Consider the following 22,091-nt stretch of genomic DNA (forward strand, 5'->3'; position numbering starts at 1 on the left):
GAATGTCATGCATACTCAATATGATCAATTGAATTTTGCAATGAAAAAACATATATCGTAATGCTCTTCTTTAACCAACACGTCAATGCGAGGTTCAAAGGAGATGAGTCAATACAACTATGCCCGACTACAAATTTTATGGGCTATTAATCTGAAGTTAAGCACTATAAAAAATGATAACTTAAATTATCTTAAGGAATTAGAACTAAAATTAAAGAATAAACTACAGAATAACAAGAGATAAGTTCTTATTGCGTATTTAAGGCTAATTTAATATATCCATCAGAGCCAATTCCGAATTCATTGACATCGGGCCATATTGTTTTATAGTTATAATCCTGCTTCATTTGAGGATTGTCTATTTCAATAAGTCGGTCACCTTGTCTATAATTGAAAACAAACGTTTTTTCCGATTCCGTATTATGCTTTTTTAAGATCCAGGCCATAGTTTCAAAGTGTGGATGATGATGGCGCTTACCATTACTTGAAAACAGATAATAATTTGCACGAAGTTTATCAATAAGTTGAGGCGAATTATTGTACCAAGCGCCATGATGTGCTACTTTTAGCACATCGATTTGTAACGGAAATTCATCATCAGGAATCAGTTTTTCCAATTGCTTTTCTACCTGACCAGGAATTGCATCTCCTAGAAAAAGCATGTTTAGTCCCTTAAATTCTATCAAGAATATAATTGATGAACCGTTGGTAGGGGAGTTGTCCTCATGGTCCCAGACTTTACAATAATCTGCCACCCAATCTCCCGAAGCGGACACTAAAGCATCTTGGTCCAAGACTGTGCGGTTGAGTTCGGCCTGACGCATTTCTTCCATCATTTTTTCAAAGGCATCGTCAAAAAAAGCGTCCTCATTAATACTATCTTGATAAATAGTTTTGAGGTAGTTATACCATTTCTCGGCCAAATTCTCTAAAGCCTCCTTTGTAGGCCCTAATAAAGTCAATCTAAAGGTATCCCCGCTTTCAAATACAATTGGCTCATCTGCTTTTACAGCAGCACCGCCAAAAGCTTTGTTCCACGAATAATTGTTCTTTAGAATTTGACTTCCAAAAGATGTCCCTTGTCTATGACTTACGAGTTGTTGGTCATCTTCGGGATCTAGACTTTCAGTACCACCAACTATTGAAAGGTTTGGTCGCTCACCATCAAAATCACCTTGCTCTTTATCCTCAAAATGAAGGTGTCTATAGCTGTTAAACCAAATATCATCAATCCCAATAATATTTGGATTATCTGCACTACCATTGGCTTTAATGAACGCAATGGCGCCCGATATATGATCGGCATCGATATGAGTGACTATAAATTTTGAAATACGTCTACCTTGGTTATGAAGTGTTTCTAATCGGGGTTTGAGATGATTTCTAAATGTTGATACAAAGCCGGCATCAATTAGTATAAGTTCCGAACCAAAATCAATGAGAACGGCATCGCCATTGCCTGCTGGAAACATTTCAATGGTTATTATATTGGACATGGTAAGTAGTTTTGATTGTAATTTAAGGATTTTTTAATGCACTTATAAGCAGTATAGTAGCATTCCTCGAATAGGATATTTACCTAATTATTGTTATATTGTGATTAATCTGGTCCCCTTAAGATTCTTTATTTAATAGCCGGAAATGATTTAATACTCATTGCAATGGCTGATGCTTTAATTAATTTATTACAATCTCGAACTGTTCTAATAAGGGCCGATAAAGCCGTTGGCACCGGGACTTTAATAGCACCAGGTGTTGTACTTACTTGTGCCCATGTGGTTAGACATGCTTGGGACAACAATAAGATCATTCATGTCTCTCTCCCGGATCTTACCTTGCCAGGACAATTTATTTGGGAAGATGAAGCTCAGAAGATTCATATTTCTGAAGTTTATGAGGAAGCCACTCCAGTTAATGTGGTCTCAGATGCTAATACACCTGAAATAGCCAAAACTGAATATCCTGATGTTGCCATAATTGAAATTGAGCGAAAAGACCATGCATTGATTGAATTGCCCTTTAAAGATATGGTGACAGAAAAACTCATAGACGGACAATTCATTGCTTTCGGATTTCAGAAAAGAGAAGCACAACTAGATCGGAACGTTCCGCAAACCATAGGCCTGTCTTATGAAGGCCTGCAGGTAGATGGTATTATTAAGAAACTTATGTTTACCCATGGACTTGTACGCCCAGGAATGAGTGGTGCTGCATTAGTAGAACGGGGTTCGGGTAAAATCGTTGGGCTAGTACATATGACTAGAAGCAGCAATGATAACCTAGGAGCCTATATAATTCCGACGGAAGTCATCTGGGGTGTTATTAAAAAATGGGAGGAAGAAGGTGAAACAAATTTGTATTCATTGTTGAGGAGTAAGCAACACAAACTAAAGCTTAAAACACAGTATTACAAGGAATATCCACGTTATCCCATGCTCAAAAAGTATGGTATTAAGCTGCTCGTTTTTTTGGTGTTGCTCGTTCTATTTTTATGGTGGTTTTCCTTCCACATTGGCCAACCTGAAAACTCTGGACTAATTGCAGTGATACTTTCGGCTTTAGGTGTAGGTGGTGTTTTTGTGGGTAATTGGCTCGGAAGTGATATGCGAGATGAGACCCAAGCGTATAAAACTAGTTTTGGAAAATGGATTTTGAAGTCAAGTGTGCTCATCGTTTTGGCATTAATTATTTTTTCACTTTGGAATTTTAACAGTTCAATTTGGATTTACGGGAATTCGGGATATAAGGAAATTCCTGTGACCATGTACACAGGTGATTTTAAAAATGGTGAAGTCAAGGCGATTAATCCGACAACGCGGAAGATTCGATTTTTCTTACCATTTATATTAAAAAGTGATTCGGCAAAATTGGTTCTTGAAGGACGAGAACCAAAATTTTTAAATATTAAACCCTATTCCAGACAGGTGCTGCACTATCCAAAGGATTTTTTGACGGAACCTGTTTTTTTAATCCGTTTGGATTATGGTTATATCGCTACAATAGATAAATTCAAGATTCAAATAGCAGTTGAGAAGGCAAATACTCAAGCAGATGATAACAACTTCGAAATCACACATGATATATTAGCAGAAGAAGGTTCAATGATCCTTGGTTCACGACACTTTGTAATTGATAAGACAAAAGAGGATCAATGGATAAGCATATTACGAGAAGATTTACAATCAACCGAAAATACAATAGATGAGGTCATTACCAAATGGAAAAACGTAAAACGATTTAAAGACATTGATTTAGATTTAGGAGATAAAGTCAACATTATTGTAAAGAGAAAATCTACTGATAAAATTGTTCATGAGCAACAGTATACTATCGAATCAGATATTATTGAGAGAGAGATAAAATTCGAATTTTAATTATCAATATAAATGAGAACAACACTATTTAATTTTATGATAAAATATATTTTACTGGTCTTTGTAATTATAGGTTACGCGCAAAAACCTAAAATTCAGTTGAATATGGATATTGCAGAAGATACACAGATCCATCTTAGTTTTGAGGATAGTTTGGACGACTTGAAAGCAAAGGCTCGAGATACCTTAATCAAGGGACTTAATGAGTATATAGGATTTGTAAATTTTACTACCGAGGATGCTCCTGATAAGTTGAACGTATCACTAGCTAAAAAAATTGGTTCAACTGGTGGTTTTCATGATTATTGGCTTTATTTTGAATTGGTCGATGCATCTGGTAGTATTTCGTTTCACCAAACACCACTTCTAGATAATGATGAAATCCAAGGAGTACTAAGTAGGCAAGACGCTTTTTTAAACAAGTTTGGTCATGATTGGAGAGATTACCTCAAAATGTCATATAACAATGGCCTTGTAAAGAATCTTTTTCATAGGGTAGCATTAAATTTATCTAATAACATTCCAGTTATAGAAGAGGGTGGATTGAAGGAAGCTCTTTTGCCATTTCGAAAAGAAAAGCTTAAGATGGATGCACGACTTAGCGAGTTTAAGGTGGTTGTTAAATTAGATTTAGGAGATGGCCGCACAACATCAAGAGAACCTAAAGCATCTTTTGCACGTTTTTTTGATGAAGATTTAAAAGAACGCTTTAGGGCACATGACAGCTTGGTTGGTTGCATTCTACTGGGACTTGAGAACTTACCAAATATTACCCCTGTAGGAGGAACGGTTAATATTACCAAGTACGAAAGGAAGACATTCCCGAATACTGCATCTAATGTGAGTGAAGAATTTGAATTGGACTAAGCATAATTTGAATAAGATGAACCAAAGAGATATTTATACAGTGTTATTGGCTATTTTGATAGGAATGACCTTTTCTGCTCAAAACCGTAAGGTGCAACAAGAGGGTAAACCACAATCTACTATCAATCAAGCAGATCGATTAAGAGTGTCTGATAGTATTCGAACAACTGGCGACCAAGCCACTCAGGAAAATGACGAGGCTATCAGTAGAGAAACAATTAAGAGCGTTAGCGTTAATATTAAAAAACATATTTCTAAGGGGGAAATTAAAGAAGCAGAAGCGCTTTTAAGGTCCTATAAACCCAAATGTGAAGTCTTGAAAAGCTCAAAATTATGTTTGGCCGGTTTAGACTTTCATCGTGGGTATTTATATCAACAAACGGCAAAACTTAGACCAAATGAAGCAAAGGATTATAAAATATTGGCCACTAAGAATTACGAAAAGGTTCTTTCCGTATATCCTGGGAATAGATCGTCCCTTGATAATTTGATCATACTTAATTCAGAGCTCAATAGAAATATGGCTTCAGTTGAATATGTTAAGAATTTTGTGGAGCAGTACCCATCAAAAACCGTTCAGTATTTTTTAAGAATGGGGGATTTGTTTCTAAAGGATGAAAATTTTGAAATGGCCTGCGACTTTTACCAAAGAGCTTATAAAAAGGATCCGCGATCTGAGCGTGCTTGCAAAGCTGTGGTATCACTTTATACACGATATGAATACGCATGCGAATTGGCCAAGAATGTACGAAAATTTGCTCTAGACTGTAGAGCTATCGGCTTAGCTAATTATTCAGAAGAATTACTTCGAAAGGAGTTTGTTACGGCCGTTGAAAAACAAGACACTGCCAATGCGACAGAATCCATGATATTATGGGCCAGTGTCCTCGCTGAAAATAATTGGTTATACCCTGAAAAAATTAAGAGAACAATCGATTATCTGTTTCCAGAAGGCAAGGTACTATATAGTTCTGATAAGGAAATTAAAAGATATCTGGAGCAGCTAAGTCGTTTAACCCTAGCTGAAACTGTCGGTGATATCAATAGTGTAAGATTTTGGAAAAGATCGAATATTTCAGCATCCGTATACGGTGACTGGGAATGGGTAACACCACGTCATGTATTATTAAAGGAATATTATGCCAAGGGTGAAAGCGCCTATTTTAAAAATGAATATAAAATTGCCGAAAGATTATGGAGAAAGGCCTTGGATGAATCCTATGATTTTGATAAGGTATTTTTTAGCAAAGTGGCGATAGATCTTGCAAAATTGTACCACAGCAAACCAGAAATGGATAGGAAAAATAAAAAATTGAACGATCTAGTTAGAGATCTTTTTCAAATGAAAGGGCAGGCATACGCAGGTAATGATCTTAAAATGATTCGTAATTATCATATTACACTTGGGGGTATTTTTTATGACAAACAGATATGGGAAGGGGATTATTTTCACAATGCCCGATTTCAGCTCGAACGGGCATTATCGGAAGAATTTGGGCCTATAATTAATCCAAGGTTGAGAAAAATGCTAGGGGTAGTATATGATACTTTGGGCCATAAGATTGATGCTGTAGAGTCTTATGCTAAATCTATACAAGATTACCTGTCGTTAGATCGTATTAAGGAAGCCGAAACCTTACATAAACGTATCAAAGCGACAAAAACTTTAAGTGCTTCAGAAACAAAAAAGTACGACGCTATGGAAGGAATTATTTCATGGAGGAAGCAACAAATAAGTTCAGATAACGCAATATTAAAAAGAACCATGTCATTGCAGAGTTATCTAAACAATACCTCAGAGGTACAAACTAAAGCGAAAAATGGGGCATTACCCTCAGATTTTGTAGATGTTCAGATGTTTAAAGGGCTGTCGGATCTCGGATCTCAGCTGGGGGATGACAGAGCACTTGAACAACAAATCGTCTATGCCAGTGCCTTAAATAAAATCAACAATGTAAGAGAACTCTCTTCTGAGGAGGATTACTATCGCACCGTAAATGCCAATAATTCCCTTTTATTGAGCTTAGAACAGCCAAATAGGATTGAAACCGTTCAAATGTACGGTAAGGAACTTAATTATGCACCTGATTTAGAAAAGTCCAAATACAATCTTTTAACTATACCAACCTTGGGTAAAGAAGTTGTCATACCAAAACAGTTAATATTACTAAATAGGACCTTGCAGATGGAATATAGAAAGTCTAGTATTCCGGACTTAGCAAAATATAAAGTAATTGATGGTAGATTTGAGTTGGTTAAGACCAATTAATATATAGGGTATTCGAGAAAATAAGTAATGAAAATCTATGAGAATGCTAATACCATTCTTCAGTTGAGTTTCATTGTTTATTGATAAATGCACACCTTCAAAAACCTCTTAATACTTCTAAGAACCAAATTTTCTTTTTTAGTTGAAATTTAGTTACTCTAAAAACAGTTTCCACAGCTCGGATTCATAGGTGCTGTAATGATCTATGCGAGGGTAGTTATTCTCATTAATGCTCATTGGAACAATCACAATATATCCTTGACTATAGTAAAATATGTCATTTTCAGCTGGCATATTATACACTGTAGAAGGATCTTCGGGATGCAGGTACCAAGTGATATCTCTCCCTATCTCTAAGTTTTCTGTTTCATCAACCTCACATTTTAGATAGAAAGGTGGTTTGTCAAAGCTAATGGCGCGTTCTACAACCTTTACTCCCTTAATGTCATCTAAATTCTCTGGAATACTAACCGTAAGATATTCGTAAGATTGAATGTCTTGCACTGCTTTGGAACCGGAGAAATTCGCCACCCACTTACAGAGTTTCGCAAGTCCGTTTTTATCTTCTCGATCTTCATTTATTCCTGAAATTGCAATAGAAGGAAGGCCTGCCAGTGCTGCTGTACGTGCGGCCCCAATAGTACCTGATCCGAACCAAGCTAAACCTGGATTGGCCCCTCCATTAATCCCAGAGATAACGAGATCTATAGTTTTGTTTTGTTGCTGAAAAACACCCAGTCCTCCAAAAAGCACACAATCTGCAGGGTAACCGTCAACTTCATAAATATAAATATTTCTTTCCCGATCGAGAGATAAGAGTTTAGCGGTTAAAGCACCCGTTTTACTCACCGATAACATATTGGATGTTCCACTTCGATTACTCGAACTGGCCACAACAACAACCATTTCAGCGCGTTCACTGATAGTCTCTGCAAGACAAACCAGTCGGTTCATGTCTTCGACTCCATCATCATTGGTAATGAGCACGTTTTTAGGATAATTGTCCGTCATAGCGTGCTCAGTAATGTGTTCTTTAATCAATTCTCCATTTTCAAAAACTCCTCGTTTCGTCCTACCGTCCCTATAGTAAAGTGTCCCAATACCATGCGGTTCGTCATTTTTCCATTCACCTGTATATTTGAATTTTTCGCTTTCCGGATCATACCAATAAGTGCCTTCCCCATAGCGCTCCCAATTGACAAAATCCCCTTCATAATGATCCCCATCATCATTATAAAAACGTCCAAAACCATTCAACGCGCCTTTTTTGAAATGGCCCTCATAAACATCACCGTCAAACGCCCATCGCATAACTCCGTAACCATCTATTTTACCTTCTTTAAGGAAGCCGTCAAAGTCATATAATTTTCGGTCGCTTTCATAGACGCTGAGTTTGCCTTGCCCATGTGCCAATCCTGCGTTGCAGGGGCCAGTCCAAGTAAATGATCTGTGCGCACTGTTCTTTGTTGTGTAGAATTTACAGAGCCCCTCGTTGTCTTTTAACCAACCAGACGCTTTATTATAGTTGCTAAAACTATATAAGTGAAAAAGAACGATGATTAATGGCGCGATTTGAAAGGCTAACAATCCGATGATTGCCCCTATTTTTTTTGTTCTACTTTTTTCTTTCATTGATCTGAGTATTGATTGATTTGAAGCTAAAGTATGTTACTTCTTTGATCTAAACTCACAAAATGGGACGGATTGCCTTGGTTTGTGTTGAACGGTATAGTCTAGAACGAATTATCAGCAATACGAGCTTTCAAAAATCTGATTTTTGGCCGTGCAACCGGGATTTTGGTTTCTTCTCCGAAGACCTTGATGAACAAACCTTGTGAATTTCCATGCGTTGATTCTATACGATTCAGATTTACAAGATAGGATCGATGACATCTGAAAAACTCTGGAAAAGCCGATAATGCCTCTTGTGTTTCCTTCATACGAGCTCTATATAATGCAGGGGTAAAGCTTTTGTCCGATGCAAGGTATAACGAAATATAGTTCCCTTCAGATTTTATAAAATTAAGTTCAGAACGTTTAAAGGCTACCAATTTTTTTTCCAAAATGAGTTCAATGGTCTGTTCAGTATCAATGGGAGTTAACTTGTGTAGTTTCTCGCGTAGTTGATTGTTCAATTCCTGAGAGACCTGAAGGTGCTTTCGAGCCATAATATTGTATCGTACCAAAACCAATAATACGGACGCCCCCAGACCAATCATCATGATTTTGGCAAGGCCTATGAATAGTTCATGACCAGATATGAGATACGCGAGATCATTCTTAATTATCAGACTTTGAAAAATATGAGTCCAGAGGCCAATAATTAAGAAATTATAAAGAAGAAACAAAAAGGCTCTTAAAACAGACCATCGGCTTTCTTCAAACCATAATGGAAATAATTTAGGAAATCCGAAAAAATTTACCATCAGTAAAGTAACCGAGATAACCATATATCCCGCGGACATAAGCAATCGATTGATAGCGATAAAACCATACGGCTGAAGCAATAATAAAATAAGACTAGCGAATAGTGTTAGAGAAATAATAGTGTCTCGCTTCTCGGTTACAGAATGTTCAAAAGGATAAGAAGCTTTTAACCAATGCCAATTAATCATTTGTGATAGCTTTTAGTAAACTCGGTGTGATTAGACAATACACAAATGAATATACTTGAAAATTTTGTCAAAACTAAGTGATTGCCAATATTTCTGGGCTAATTTAGACACAAAGTTCTCATTTTGAAGATACGGACTATGTTGATAATGATTATGTTGACGGGTTGGTGTTCTAGATACTTTAGTTTCTGAAAGTCGCTTTACAACGTTTCATATAGCTTAGGTCTTTATTACTTCTAACGCCAAATTACATATATGTATTATCCAAGCCAGTTATGGTAGGATTACCTTACAAGTGTTGAAATGCACTACTCGTGGAGCAGAATTTATAAAAGTTTTATGCAGTATGCCGATATCCGGATTATAATGCGAAAACAGCTTGGATATGGGTTTGATAATGGTTATTATTAATGCCGCGCTGAGAATGATTGAGTGCAAATTTACCAATTACCTGCGCTCTTATACCAATTGTTCGTTTTTTGTTCAACCAGACTAAGACACCACCACCTAGGTTAAAAGAAGCATTAAGATCTTCGATACTAAAAACACCTAAGCCCGCATTACCATAAAAATCGATCCAATCTGAGGAGGGCAAAATGTGCTTACCGAAATAGTATTTTGCGTGGGAGTCAAAAGAAAAATAGGTAAAATTCTCTTGCAGTTCGACACCGTCTATGCTTTCGCCTTCAGCAAATGAATTAATCGTAAAGGCTTGTTCTATAGCGAGTCCGTCGGCCCATCTTGCCTCAATGGCCAGAGAGATAGGAATATTAATGGCCCAATCTCCTATTTTACCAACGGGTGATTGTGTACCTTGACTATTAATTGCATTTAAACCAGCACTTGCCAACCAGTTTAGTGAGTTTGGGTTATCATCATTATTCCCTTGTCCAGACATACAAAGCGAGGAGATGCAAAGTATTGCAAGTAAAAGTAGTTTTTTCATGTACAAAAATGTTTAAATATCAATTAATTATATCGCCTATTGCTAAGCATGGTTACTAGTTTAAACTCCTGGTTTATCTTTTCTAATTCATTTATAGTGGCAGTTTTGAGTGATTCTATTGCATAAAAAACCCATCTCACGATAGATGAGACAAGCATTTCAATAAAGAAGTACAACTTCTATAAAACTAATGGCCACTAAAAACTGAAAAAAAGCTGACCAGACGATAAATGTCCTACTATACCTACAAACCAGAACTTTATCTTAGCCTCGAGTCATGGCCAGCTTTATCCAAATTAAATGAACTATGTCATTCTAGCACTGTAAAAGTATTTACTTAATCTTTTTATTTAAATAAGAGCTAGTACGTAAAATATAAGTGGTACCTCTTATAAGATTTTAAATATTTATCTTTTCTAGTCCTAAAATGGGCATTTTATTTTAGCATCGTCTACTACTATAAAACGAACGCCACTAAAAACTGAAAAGAAGCTGACCAGACGATAAATGTCCTACTATACCTACAAACCAGAACTTTATCTTAGCCTCATGTCTTGGTCAGCTCCATCCAAATTAAATGAACTTTAATATTTAACTCTGGAAGACCATTTACTAGACGGTTTAAAAAACGCTAGTACCTGTATCCGCGAGTCATCTCAAATAAGGGCCAAATATTTATTCGCTTAATAGCCTTATAGTGTTTAGAACGGAATCTTCAATTTGATAGAAATCCATTTACAAAGTCAACGAATAATCTGGAAATTTTACGACAAAATATTGACGTGTTCCCTTGAGATTTATTTTAAAGGGTAAGAATTTGCTGTAAATATACACTATATTTTATTAATACCTAATAATAGCATTTATTATTCGACAAAAACTGTCCTTTTCCCATAACGAATGACATTAATCAAGATATATCATACGTTTCGTCTAAAAAATTTGGTAAATATTGATTTGATGAATACCATTGTTAGAACATATAATTCAGGATGGAAAATGGTCTTTGCAGTTTTGAGCATTTCCTTCAAAATAATAATAACCAATGTTAGTGCTTTTAAACGGATTAGTCAACGTAGTATAAGACAACTAAATTATTAAAAAACAAACCATCCTTAATTATGTTGATTAGGTATTTAGCTTCGTTATAGTGACCCTTATTTAGATATTGTAAGTATTTCTATAAACCGAATAATGTGGTGACAGTGTCACATTATTAGTTATGTCAACAACTAACAAATCTATTTTGAGCTATGTCATGTTTTACAAAACGTTAAATGAGTTTTTGCGCTTAATGCGCCTTAAACATTGGGCAAAAAATCTATTCATATTTCTTCCGCTATTTTTTGCTGGTAAGATGATGGAACTGGACTTGGTTATTAATGCCTCCATAGTCTTTATATCCTTTAGTTTTGCAGCTAGTGCCGTATATATATTAAATGATTGGTGCGATGTGGAACGAGACAGAGCGCATCCCACAAAAAAAGATAGGCCTTTAGCCGCAGGCAAAGTAAAGCCATGGCAGGCATTGATACTAGGTTTGATCTTGATATTTGTAGCATTCACTATATCTATTTTTATTCTCGATGGACCTTGGGCCACTATCATTTTAGGCTACTATGTTGCACAGAATATTCTTTATACTTTTAAGCTTAAACATTATGCTATTGTTGATGTTACCATTATTGCAATAGGATTTGTACTGCGGATAATAATTGGCGGCATCGTCACCGATATAGAGCTTTCGCAATGGATAATAATACTTACCTTTTTATTGTCTTTATTCTTAGCCCTAAGTAAAAGACGCGATGATATAGTGGTTTTAATGAATACCAATACAAAGCTTAGAAAATCATTAGATGGCTATAGTTTAAAGTTCATTGATACCTCTATGAGTATATCGGCCGTAATAATAGTATTGGCCTATTTAATGTATACGCTATCTCCAGAAATAGTAGCCCGATATGGTGAGTATATTTATATCACTACATTCTTTGTTTTTATAGGCATCCTGCAATACCTGAAGTTAACTCAAGTTATGGAGAATAGTTCAAGCCCAACTAAACTGCTGTTTAAAAATCTATTTCTTCAGCTTATCATTTTAGGGTGGATAGGGTGCTATATCATACTAATTTATTTTCTGTGAGTAACCCAATACTATAATATTACTATGAATTTTATAAGCTCTTTTTTGAGAGATAGTAAAAGCTTTTTAAGAGATTTTTCAACCTTATGTTTACCTAGAACAAAATCGGAAAGACTTATATTTCTTATTATTGCTATTGCTTATATGGCGTTTGCGCCATTTTTTGTGTTCAATACATTTTTATTGGACCACCCAGAATCGTGTTGTGATACCTTTTTAGGATTCGATAGCCAATACATCTCTAGAAGAGGTTTTGCTAATATTACAGCACATCCATTTATGGCCGTTTTTTCTGTCCCTCTTACATATTTGGGAAATTTAATAGCGCTTATTCTTGGGTATAAAGCAAAGACATTTTTTCTGGTACTGTTCTGTACCTATTTGGTGATTCAAGCTCAAATTATAATCAGACGTTATTTGATAAAAATCATAAGATTAGAGATTTGGAAATCTAATATAATTACATTCTTTTTTGCAGTTTTTGCCTCTAATTTTGCGCTGTCAATAAGTTTTGATTCGTTTACATTTTCCTTTTTCTTATTAACAGCAGCGGTGTATTATTTTTCGAGCAAGCTACAAAATGACGAACGGATTTCAACTAGCTCAGGATTTTTACTGGCATTTTCGATTGGTGGTATAACAATTACAAATATTGGTAAGGTGCTTTCTGTATATTTCTTTGATAGAATATCGATTAAAGAAATGCTTAAGAAACAGACCATTATATTATCAAGTTTCATTAGTCTTTTTATAGCACTTACCGGAGTATTGATCGTTTTCTTTAATCGTGAGAGAATATTGGATATTTTTGTAAGATACGAACAGTATTCGAGGCCAGATTTTCATTTACCTCAAGAGACACTACAAACTGTGCTCAGTAGATTTTTTGGTGGCCCCATGCTTTTACCCGGCTATCAAGTAATAGAGCGAGAATTCCCTGATGGACCCTATACAGTACTTGCTAATTATTCTGAGATGTGGCCATATGGTATTACCTTAGTTGTCATGGCTTTGTTACTATGGGCTATTGTATCTCATTTAAAAAACAAGCTCGTACTTTTTATCACGTTTAATTTTTTGATGGATATTGTGATTCATATTGTTTTTGAATATGGTCTTGGTGAATCATTTATCTATGCAGGCCATTGGCTTTTCATTTTTCCAATACTATTAGGTTGGCTAGTTAAAGATCAGGGAGAGCGAATTGGTAAAATAATTGTCACTTTTTTGGTTTTAATAGCCGTCGTCACTTTAGGCAACAACATTTTTAGATTCTACGAGATTTATAATAATTTTGGACTCGAAGTTTATGGAATTACCTAATACAATTGCACTTTTTGATTTTGATGGTACTATCACCAAAAAGGATACTTACATAGCGTTCATAAAACATTGTTTTGGGGCAACAACAACGTATTTGGGTTTTCTACTGTTGTCCCCAGTCTTAATACTTTATAAATTGAAGCTCATAAGGAATGATTTGGCAAAACAAATCACATTTTCTTATTTCTTCAAAAATATGTCCAAAGACGATTATCTGTATAAATGCAATTCATTTAAAGAAGTCATAAATAAAATCTTGCGATTGGAGGCCATGCATAAAATAGCATATCATAAATCTAAAGGGCATTACTTAATTATTGTGAGTGCCTCTATTGAAGATTGGATTTTGCCTTGGGCAAATGAGAATCATTTTAATGCTATTTTGAGTACAAAAATTGAAGTCAAGGACGGAAGGCTAACAGGAAAATTCGCTTCTGAAAATTGTTATGGAGAACAAAAAGTTGTCAGGGTAAAACAGCATATTTCAGATGGTTCTAAAAAATATATCTATGCCTATGGGGATAGTAATGGTGATAAACAGCTTTTGGAATTTGCAGATGAAGCATTTTATAGAGTTTTTTGAATGATTTTAACGAAAGAATGGGATGTGATATTTATCATATGTCTTAGGTAATACAATGTATTGTTATAATGATTAAAAAAATATTCGACATGTGATTGATAAATTTGTTACATAGACCTTACTTTCCCGTTTTAAACCAAAAGCCCCCTTAATTGCTCAAGAGGGCCTTGCACATTTTGCTGACCTGAACTTACCCCTTTAAAATAGTTCAACAAAATAGCGTGCATCATTTAAGACTGGTTGTACCGAGCGATGCTCCTTCCGTCTTTGGCCATAAGGTAAAACGGTTCTGCCATGGCAGGGTAAGCATCTCAATCAAAGGGATTATCGCCGGGATCCGGTGGCGATGACGACTGTGCCCTTAGCGGATTGAGTATAATGAATGTGCCCAATGCGGTAAGGGCGGCATATTTTCCGAGTTTTGATACGGCTTTCCTGCGGGTAATCCCATTGTCCTTATGGTTCTGTTTATCCATTTATGTATTGATATTTGTAATGTTGTTGTCCATCATGTGCATTCTTGGTTTATGACGTTGGTTGTTCCAAGGACCATGACGCGTTGTTCGCTATTAATTCAATACTTATCGTACATAGTTTTGTTTTCATGGTCGTTTTATAATTATCGGTTTGTGTCAATGGCTTTTCTTGATTAATTGTTTGGTTACGGCCCCCCTTGCATTGCCGATCACCACCAGATAGACCCCGTCGTCATAGGGGCGCATATCTATCGGTCTGTCATCGTGCCTTTCCTCTTGGAGGATCAGCCTTCCGCTGATGTCGTATACCCTCACGCTGTGCAAGGTGCCCAGTCCTTTTATGCTGAAGCTGGCGCTTGCGGGGTTGGGATATAGCGCTATGCGATTATCTTCGTTGCCGGCTATACCGAGTGTACCCACTCCGGCTTGCGAACAGTCATAGGTATCATCGGTGATCTGTGTGCCGGGGCTATTGGTACAGTCCGCCGTTCCGGTTCCTCCGCATGCGGTAAAGAACTGGTCCTGGAAGACCCCGTCGCTAAAGAAACAGATACCGGCATCCTGTGCGGCGTCTTGATAGCGTATCTTGATATGGAACAGGACCTTCGGTGCTGCGTTCACCTGAAGTTCCGTTGCGGTTTGCAAGCCTGCCAGGGCGATGTTCTGCTGGAATGAGAGTGAGACCCTTGATGCGGTGTTGTCGTTCTGCACAAAATCCTTGTATGCCGGTGCGAAGGCCCCGAAGCTGTGCCCGAGTATGGAGCCGTCGGGCTGGCTGTATTCTATGTTGCCGTTGGCCGATACGTTCTGCCCGAAGGCCCCGTTGGCGTAATCGATATAGACCTGTCCCGAGCCGATGTATAGGTCCGTAGAGCTCGATATGAGGATATCCGCCTCGTAGAAATCATCGGTGCCGTCATTGGTGATCTGCGCATTGGCAAAGGCCAGTGCGACGTCGTTGGACATCGGTCCGGTCGGTATGTTCCTGCCGTATTGCGCCCCACGGCCAATGTTGGGTCTGGTCAGCGTATTGACGTCCGTGTTCTGTACCTGTGTATTGGCGTCCATGTCTGCGGCATCGTAGCCCGACCCGCCTATCAACTGGATCACGGCATTGGTGTCCGCGTTCTGTACCTGTGCATTGCCGTCATAGTCGCCGCTGTACATCCCGTACGATCCGTTGGCCAACAGTACCAGTGCATTGCTTCCGCCCTCTACCGTGGCCAGGTTGGAGGATAGGTCCACAGCGGTTGCGGTGGTGCCCAGCGTCTGCGTTGCGGCGGTCATGATGCCGACATGGTTGCGGTGTTTAATGGCCACATAGTAATTGCCGAACGGCACCCTGAAACCGGGTACGGAGAGGCCATCGGTGTCCACCACATCCCCGTCGCGCTGCAAGAGTGCCGAACGGCCATCGATTACGACGGTGCTATCCGTAGCATCGCGCAGCTCCACCCATACCCAGTCTACGATATTGTTGGCAGTAGTGCCAGTGCCAGAAGTACCTCCGTCGTCAAAGACGCTGTCTTCACAGGTAAGCCCATCGGTATAGGGACTGGTGGTGGGTATAAGATCGTCCACCCTCAGGTCATCCCGCATTAGTGCCCCTTCACCCGTATTTGGGTTGATGGCGGCACCCTGCAAGAATACAAGGGGCTTGAGCTTGGGCGGTGCAACATCCGCAATCTCTATGGCGCCGATATCAAATCCTCCGCCGTTATGGTTCCTGTTGTTTCCTATTTGATCGAGCGTCTCCGAGGTATTCGGATCGCCATTGTTGTAGGCCGGGCTATCGGTATAGAACGGATGGTGGCTCGATACCGTACCATTGTTGTCGGTAAGCGGTAGGAGCAGGGGGTCGTTGACGCCGACGATATTGCCGTTCACGCCATCGGTGAGCCCACCTCCGGTACCGATGATATTGTAACTGCTGGAACTTTCAAGGCTACCGCCAACGATGTCCGAGAATCCCCCATTTTTGGTATTCCCCGAAATAATGGAGTTATGAGCCTCAACATCGGCATTGCCATTCCAGACAATGGCAGCGGAAGCAGAATGGTTGTTGGTAATAGTACTGTTGGTAATGTTTACATGGGCCGTATGGCTGCCTTCTCCTGTAGGCAATATGGCCGATGCAACCCTAACGACGTTAAACCTATAGGAGTTATTGCCACTGAAGGTACAATTATTTACGGTGAGATAGGCATCCTGACCCACGTAAGAGGACGCATAGGGCTTGATGGCATCCGAACCCCTATTGTTGATGACGGCACAGTTGTTCATGGTCACATTGCCACCTTCGGTTTCAAAGGCAGCCCCCCAGTCAATGGCATAATTGCCATCGAAGGTCACGTTTTCTAACAACCACCATGAACGCAATCCCGACATCCCACCGCCAAATTTAGTTCTACTGTTTTTGATGGTGACATTGGTCAATTTCATATCCGTTTGGTCAACACCATTAATTTGGCGGTGTGTTAGGGTTATGATAGCGCCTCCATAATTACCAAAGTGTGGACTAGTGGCAGAATTTGCGTTTGCCAAGGTCATGTCCGAGAGTTCCAAAAGCACATATGCCGAGTAGAATATACGGGTACTGTTTTGGCCATCTATGGTCAACAGATCCTCACCCGGACCAACTATTATTTGATTGCCGAAAGCAGAACCATACGGGAGACCAATTTCCATCTGGCCCTTGGTCAATGTGATGGTCTGCGGGGAGTCGAATAATGGCGAAAATATGATGACATCATCTCCGGGGGTGTGATTCGCGGCAAATATGGCTTCCCGAAGTGAGCAATCGTCCGAATCACAGCCATGGGTAAGCAATTCCCCGGTATCGCTGTCAAATTCCCAATCATCGGTATCTGCAGTCTTGGTGACCATAAATGAACTAGCTCGTACCACGATATCAAAGGAACATGAGGAGATATTCCCACTGGCATCTTCGGCCTGGTAGGTCATCGTGGTCGTGCCAATAGAAAAGGTCGAACCCGATGCCGGCCCCAGTGTACGCGTTACGGTGGGAGATGTGTCGGTTTCATCGATAGCCGTAGGGGCCGTGTAGTTGACCGTCATTGTAGTGCTTCCAGGAACGGCATAGAAAATGAGGTCTTGGCAGTCGAGCACGGGCGGTGTATCGTCCACGTCGGTCACCGTAATGGAAATATCCTCTGCATCCGTGAGCCCTTCAAGATCCGTTACCGTGACCTGTATTAGGTAGACATTGTTCGCATCGCCATCACCTGGGTCCTCATAATCGGGCGCACTGGCAAAGGTCACCACCCCCGTGGCCGTATCGATATTGAACAGGTCGTTATCGGTACCTCCATTGCTGCCGGTACTAAGACTATAGGTGAGCCCCGAGCCTTCCGAATCGTAGCTGTCACTGGCCTCCACATCGATTGCGGCGGTCTGGTTCTCCGCTACGCTTGCGGTAGTGGAACTGGTGATGCTCGGTGCCGTGTTGGGACCGACCATAACCCTAAAGGAGCAGGTATCAAAGTCCCCGGATTCGTGCTCGGCATAGAACGTATTGGTTGTGATCCCCACGGGGAATGTGGAACCCGAGGGGAGTCCAGAAGCCAGTATCGGCCCTGTGCTGTAGTCGTGGTACTCGATGACCGCATATCCATTAGTGGATCCATCCTCATCATACCATTTACTGTTGGCCCACATTACGGCATAGTCCGAAAAGAAATCATTTGGTTCGCCGTTGGCCCAGTTGGTGTAGGTGGCGGGCTGTCCGCTCTGCCATTCGAGGTCGCCCCGAGATTCAACATCATTGAACCCTATGATAACAGGGAATAATATGTTTGTGTTGTTTTTCAGCCAATCGTTTTCCGCCTGTGAGTTGATGGTCACCAGCTCATAGCCGTTGTTCTGCGCACCGGCATAGGCCGTGGCTATAGAGGTTGGAGAAGTTGATATGAAATAGGTACTGTTGCCAAAGGTCCCCAGCGATGAGAACCCGGCGGGTGCAGTCGTGGGAATGGTGGGGAATGCACAGTCTCCCGAAAACGCGGGTGAAGTATAGGTGATGGAACTGGAAGTATTGTCATACCTTCTGATGTCAGAAGGGCAATCGTTCAATAAGTAGCTATTGCCGATGGTCACGTCGAACGCACAGGTAGTAACATTGCCGGATGCGTCCTTGGCATAGAATGTATTGGTGGTGGTCCCGGAGGGGAAGGTCGAATTCGAAGGGAATCCAGAGACCAAGATCGGGCTTCCTGTGCTGTAGTCGTGGTATTCGATGACGACCTTTCCACTATCGGATCCACCCACGTCGCTCCACTCTCCGTTGGTCCCCATTGTTGCATAGTTTCCAGTATCGTTTGGTTCGCCATTGGCCCAGTTGGTATAGTTGGCGGGCTGTCCGCTCTGCCACACATAGTCGTCCTCGGTGTCAACATCATTGATTCCGATAATGACAGGCGCACTTATTTGGTCCTTTAGCCAATCGTTCTCCGCCTGCGAGTTGATGGTCACCAGTTCATGGCCGTTGGCCTGAGCGTCGGCGAATGCCTCGCTGGTAGAGGTAGTGGCAGTTGAGATGAAATAGGTGCTGTTGCCAAAGGTCCCCAGTGATGAGAACCCGGTGGGTGCAGTCGTGGGAACAGCGGGGAAGCAGTTGTTCGATACCGAGGGCGGTGTATAGGTGACGGTAGCGTTACAGCTAGAGATGTCGGCCGGACAGGCAGTAAATGTGGGTATAACTTCCACAGTCACTTCAACGTCGATCGTATTAACATTGCCATCCGTATCGGTGGCCTTTAATTGGAGGGTATTGGTTCCAAGATCTGCACAGGTGAATGTGGTTTTGTTCAGACTCAGCGTTGTGGAACTGCAGTTGTCCGTGACAATTGAAAAATCACCGGCAGCTACCGTTGCGTTTCCCGAAGCGTCCAACTGTACCGTAACGTTCGGTGTATCGAAACCGGGCGAGAGGTCCCCGCGTACCCACACCCTGTGGATGGTACTATAAGCGTTTAGATTACTACCAACGGTAAAATCATCGACTTCCCAACGGTTATCTGATCCACGTATTCCCCAGTGAGCTACCCCGCTATTAAAGAACGGGAACTCGGTCAATGCGTTATCCCCCTTGCCTCCAAATGCGTTAGAAGCATTTTGGGGTATTGAGGCCGTATGCGAGGAAAGCAGGTCGTAGTTGGCGGCATCGTTTATGCCCGCAAAGCTTCCCGAGCCCGTCTTTACATAGTCCACCGCACTTGCATATGAGGTGGTAAAGTCGATGATATCGCCGGGGTCTCGCGAGGTCTGGCCGTAAAGACGCATCTCCTCAAAATCGATGGCATTGGCCAGCGTATTTCCGATATGCCCCCAGTTAGGGGTCCCTGCATCACTGTCCCCCAATGTGGATGACCCTTTCATCGGCAGGTCCGAATTCCGTACCACCAGGTCGGAGTTGTCTCCCGCTTGGTGGACATAGTTCAGTACCATGAGCCATCCTCCATCCAGCACGCCCTGAAAGGTGCTGCCGTTGAAAGAAAAGTAATGGGTGCCCGAGGTACTTCCAACTATAGCGGGATGGAGCGAGGTAAAGGGATCGGTCGCGGTACCCGTTCCTGCAAGGTTCGTGAAAACGGGCACTGTGGAGTTGGCGTTTATGTATGCTTCCACGGTCACTTCAACGTCAATCGTATTAACATTGCCAGCTCCGTCGGTAGCCTTTAACTGGACGGTATTGGTTCCAAGATCTGCACAGGTGAACGTGGATTGGCTCAAGCTGAGCGTTGGTGTACCGCAGTTGTCCGTAGCGGTAATTGAAAAATCACCGGCAGCTACCGTTGCGTTTCCCGAAGCGTCCAACTGTACCGTAACGCTCGGTGTATCGAAATCGGTTGAAAGGTCCCCGCGTACCCACACCCTGTGGATGGTACTATAAGCGTTTAGATTACTACCAACGGTAAAATCATCGACTTCCCAACGGCTACCTTCTCCACGTATTCCCCAGTGGGCCACCCCACCATTAAAGAACGGAAAATTGGTCAAAGCAAAATTTCCCTTGCCCCCAAATGTGTTGGGAGCATTTTGGGGTATGGAGGCCGTATGCGAGGAAAGCAGGTCGTAGTTGGCGGCATTGTTGATACCCGCAAAGCTTCCCGAGCCCGTCTTTACATAGTCCACCGCACTTGTATATGAGGTGGTAAAGTCGATGATATCTCCGGTGTCTCGCGAGGTCTGGCCGTAAAGACGCATCTCTTCAAAATCGATGGCATTGGCCAGCGTATTTCCAAGATGCCCCCAGTTAGGGGTGCCTGCATCACTGTCCCCCAATGTGGATGACCCTTTCATCGGCAGGTCCGAATTCCGTACCACCAGATCGGAGTTGTCTCCCGCTTGGTGGACGTAGTTCAGTACCATGAGCCACCCTTCATCCAGAACGCCCTGAAAGGTACTGCCGTTGAAAGAAAAGTAGTAAGTGCCCGATGAATTTCCAATTACAGCGGGATCGAGCGAGGTAAAGGGATTGGCCATGGTACCTGTTCCTGCAAGGTTTGTGAAAACGGGCTTAAAGGGATCTTCTGAACAGGTATCCGTATCCACAGCACCGCCATTGGCGGAGTTACTATTGGCATCCAATCGGGGGGAAATGTCCCTGCATGCGACAACGGGATTTATGTTATCCTCGATCTGTCCCCAGTTCAGTGGGGCAACACCTATGCATAATATAATGAGTAGGGTAAACGTATGTTTCATAGTTTATGTTTTTTAATTAAAGATGTCCTTGGATATTGCTGGGATGAGTTACTGCTTCTTGTAACGATCAGCTTTCCTGTCGCTATTATGAGTATTCCCCGCTTTGGTAACTTTAGCGGTTCCGTTTTGAAGGCGCTCCTGGTCGATTGTCTCAGCAGAACGCTGTTGGGCCGGTGTTAAGGTCTGGGGTTCATTTTGATTTTTTACTATAAGTGCTGTTAAGCACAAAAGGCAGACCATAAAAATTCCGTTTAAAAAGGTAGTTTGATTCATGATTTAAAGAGTTGAAAATTTACGCGGACAAGTTACGCCCGAGCCTTATGGCCTGAAATAAGAAGCAACACGTAATAACTACGTGTTATCCCTTACTAGGGCTCTAAGGAATCTACATCCCATGGTCCCATGATCACGGGGCGACCATCATATTTTAGATGCCGTATTTTCCCCGTTTTAAACCAAAAAACCCCCTTAAGAAATTAAGGGGGGCCTGCACATTTTGCTGACCTGAATCTTACCCCTTTAAAAAGTTCAACAAAATAGTGTGCACCATGTAAAATTGGCTGTATCAAGGGATGCTTTTTCTGGTTTTTTATTTATGCCTTGGTATTTGTAACGTTGTTATCCATTGTATACTATTTTTTGGATAGCAGCACAATGTGTATCTCTGGTTAAAGGGTTGGCTTTTGTCGGCCAATCAAAGAGCCATGACGCGTCGTTCGCTATTAATTCAATACTTATCGTACATAGTTTTGTTTTCATGGTCGTT

Annotated in this window: 14 protein-coding genes; 6 read left to right on the top strand and 8 right to left on the bottom strand. The window is 40.9% G+C overall.

Annotated features, from left to right (window positions below; genetic code table 11):
• Positions 1–248: 248 nt before the first annotated feature.
• Complete coding sequence (locus tag ACO052_RS12970) at positions 249–1,496, bottom strand: ComEC/Rec2 family competence protein (protein ID WP_422104204.1); 1,248 nt, start codon at positions 1,494–1,496, stop codon at positions 249–251.
• Positions 1,497–1,661: 165 nt separating this feature from the next.
• Between ACO052_RS12970 and ACO052_RS12975 the strand changes: the two genes are divergently transcribed.
• Genes ACO052_RS12975 through ACO052_RS12985 form a run of 3 tightly spaced genes read left to right on the top strand, consistent with a single transcriptional unit; the run spans position 1,662 to position 6,510 of the window.
• Complete coding sequence (locus tag ACO052_RS12975; protein WP_422104205.1) at positions 1,662–3,374, top strand: trypsin-like peptidase domain-containing protein; 1,713 nt, start codon at positions 1,662–1,664, stop codon at positions 3,372–3,374.
• Between the two features lie 12 nt (positions 3,375–3,386).
• Positions 3,387–4,241 (top strand): hypothetical protein, encoded by an 855-nt coding sequence (locus ACO052_RS12980; RefSeq protein ID WP_422104206.1) that lies wholly within the window; start codon positions 3,387–3,389, stop codon positions 4,239–4,241.
• 16 nt (positions 4,242–4,257) lie between these two features.
• On the top strand, positions 4,258–6,510 hold the full coding sequence (locus ACO052_RS12985; RefSeq protein WP_422104207.1) for a hypothetical protein: 2,253 nt from the start codon (positions 4,258–4,260) through the stop codon (positions 6,508–6,510).
• 153 nt (positions 6,511–6,663) lie between these two features.
• On the opposite strand, the gene ACO052_RS12990 is transcribed toward ACO052_RS12985, so the two are convergent.
• The 3 genes from ACO052_RS12990 to ACO052_RS13000 form a co-directional block, all read right to left on the bottom strand.
• Entirely contained in the window at positions 6,664–8,142 is a 1,479-nt protein-coding gene (locus tag ACO052_RS12990; protein WP_422104208.1) for a 5'/3'-nucleotidase SurE, read from the bottom strand.
• A 101-nt stretch (positions 8,143–8,243) separates the two neighbouring features.
• Positions 8,244–9,125 (bottom strand): LytR/AlgR family response regulator transcription factor, encoded by an 882-nt coding sequence (locus ACO052_RS12995; protein WP_422104209.1) that lies wholly within the window; start codon positions 9,123–9,125, stop codon positions 8,244–8,246.
• A 361-nt stretch (positions 9,126–9,486) separates the two neighbouring features.
• Complete coding sequence (locus tag ACO052_RS13000; RefSeq protein WP_422104210.1) at positions 9,487–10,071, bottom strand: hypothetical protein; 585 nt, start codon at positions 10,069–10,071, stop codon at positions 9,487–9,489.
• Between the two features lie 1,222 nt (positions 10,072–11,293).
• On the opposite strand from ACO052_RS13000, the gene ACO052_RS13005 reads away from it, so the two are divergent.
• Genes ACO052_RS13005 through ACO052_RS13015 form a run of 3 tightly spaced genes read left to right on the top strand, consistent with a single transcriptional unit; the run spans position 11,294 to position 14,123 of the window.
• Positions 11,294–12,217 (top strand): decaprenyl-phosphate phosphoribosyltransferase, encoded by a 924-nt coding sequence (locus tag ACO052_RS13005; RefSeq protein ID WP_422104211.1) that lies wholly within the window; start codon positions 11,294–11,296, stop codon positions 12,215–12,217.
• A gap of 24 nt (positions 12,218–12,241) precedes the next feature.
• The gene (locus ACO052_RS13010; RefSeq protein WP_422104212.1) at positions 12,242–13,540 is read left to right on the top strand and encodes a DUF6080 domain-containing protein; all 1,299 of its coding nucleotides are present in this window, start codon (positions 12,242–12,244) and stop codon (positions 13,538–13,540) included.
• Complete coding sequence (locus tag ACO052_RS13015; RefSeq protein WP_422104213.1) at positions 13,527–14,123, top strand: HAD family hydrolase; 597 nt, start codon at positions 13,527–13,529, stop codon at positions 14,121–14,123. The genes ACO052_RS13010 and ACO052_RS13015 overlap by 14 nt, the downstream gene beginning before the upstream one ends.
• A 311-nt stretch (positions 14,124–14,434) precedes the next feature.
• Here ACO052_RS13015 and ACO052_RS13020 read toward each other — a convergent pair whose 3' ends face one another.
• The 4 genes from ACO052_RS13020 to ACO052_RS13035 all read right to left on the bottom strand — a co-directional run bounded on the left by ACO052_RS13020 (position 14,435) and on the right by ACO052_RS13035 (position 22,084).
• Positions 14,435–14,599, bottom strand: coding sequence for a hypothetical protein (locus tag ACO052_RS13020; RefSeq protein WP_422104214.1), 165 nt, complete (start codon positions 14,597–14,599; stop codon positions 14,435–14,437).
• Between the two features lie 156 nt (positions 14,600–14,755).
• Positions 14,756–21,325: an HYR domain-containing protein gene (locus ACO052_RS13025; protein ID WP_422104215.1), complete on the bottom strand. Its 6,570-nt coding sequence runs from the start codon at positions 21,323–21,325 to the stop codon at positions 14,756–14,758.
• A 48-nt stretch (positions 21,326–21,373) separates the two neighbouring features.
• Positions 21,374–21,598 (bottom strand): hypothetical protein, encoded by a 225-nt coding sequence (locus ACO052_RS13030; protein WP_422104216.1) that lies wholly within the window; start codon positions 21,596–21,598, stop codon positions 21,374–21,376.
• Positions 21,599–21,943: 345 nt separating this feature from the next.
• Entirely contained in the window at positions 21,944–22,084 is a 141-nt protein-coding gene (locus tag ACO052_RS13035; RefSeq protein ID WP_422104217.1) for a hypothetical protein, read from the bottom strand.
• Between the last annotated feature and the right edge of the window lie 7 nt (positions 22,085–22,091).

It is taken from the genome of Winogradskyella sp., assembly GCF_965228925.1.
GTDB lineage: Bacteria > Bacteroidota > Bacteroidia > Flavobacteriales > Flavobacteriaceae > Winogradskyella.

Excerpts from the sequence above, each read along its gene's own strand:
- ACO052_RS13015 (WP_422104213.1), top strand. The coding sequence starts at position 13,527 with ATGGAATTACCTAATACAATTGCACTTTTTGATTTTGATGGTACTATC.
- ACO052_RS13020 (WP_422104214.1), bottom strand. The coding sequence starts at position 14,599 with ATGGATAAACAGAACCATAAGGACAATGGGATTACCCGCAGGAAAGCC.
- ACO052_RS13000 (WP_422104210.1), bottom strand. The coding sequence starts at position 10,071 with ATGAAAAAACTACTTTTACTTGCAATACTTTGCATCTCCTCGCTTTGT.
- ACO052_RS12975 (WP_422104205.1), top strand. The coding sequence starts at position 1,662 with ATGGCTGATGCTTTAATTAATTTATTACAATCTCGAACTGTTCTAATA.
- ACO052_RS12980 (WP_422104206.1), top strand. The coding sequence starts at position 3,387 with ATGAGAACAACACTATTTAATTTTATGATAAAATATATTTTACTGGTC.
- ACO052_RS13035 (WP_422104217.1), bottom strand. The coding sequence starts at position 22,084 with ATGAAAACAAAACTATGTACGATAAGTATTGAATTAATAGCGAACGAC.
- ACO052_RS12985 (WP_422104207.1), top strand. The coding sequence starts at position 4,258 with ATGAACCAAAGAGATATTTATACAGTGTTATTGGCTATTTTGATAGGA.
- ACO052_RS13010 (WP_422104212.1), top strand. The coding sequence starts at position 12,242 with ATGAATTTTATAAGCTCTTTTTTGAGAGATAGTAAAAGCTTTTTAAGA.
- ACO052_RS13005 (WP_422104211.1), top strand. The coding sequence starts at position 11,294 with ATGTCAACAACTAACAAATCTATTTTGAGCTATGTCATGTTTTACAAA.
- ACO052_RS12970 (WP_422104204.1), bottom strand. The coding sequence starts at position 1,496 with ATGTCCAATATAATAACCATTGAAATGTTTCCAGCAGGCAATGGCGAT.
- ACO052_RS12990 (WP_422104208.1), bottom strand. The coding sequence starts at position 8,142 with ATGAAAGAAAAAAGTAGAACAAAAAAAATAGGGGCAATCATCGGATTG.
- ACO052_RS13030 (WP_422104216.1), bottom strand. The coding sequence starts at position 21,598 with ATGAATCAAACTACCTTTTTAAACGGAATTTTTATGGTCTGCCTTTTG.
- ACO052_RS13025 (WP_422104215.1), bottom strand. The coding sequence starts at position 21,325 with ATGAAACATACGTTTACCCTACTCATTATATTATGCATAGGTGTTGCC.
- ACO052_RS12995 (WP_422104209.1), bottom strand. The coding sequence starts at position 9,125 with ATGATTAATTGGCATTGGTTAAAAGCTTCTTATCCTTTTGAACATTCT.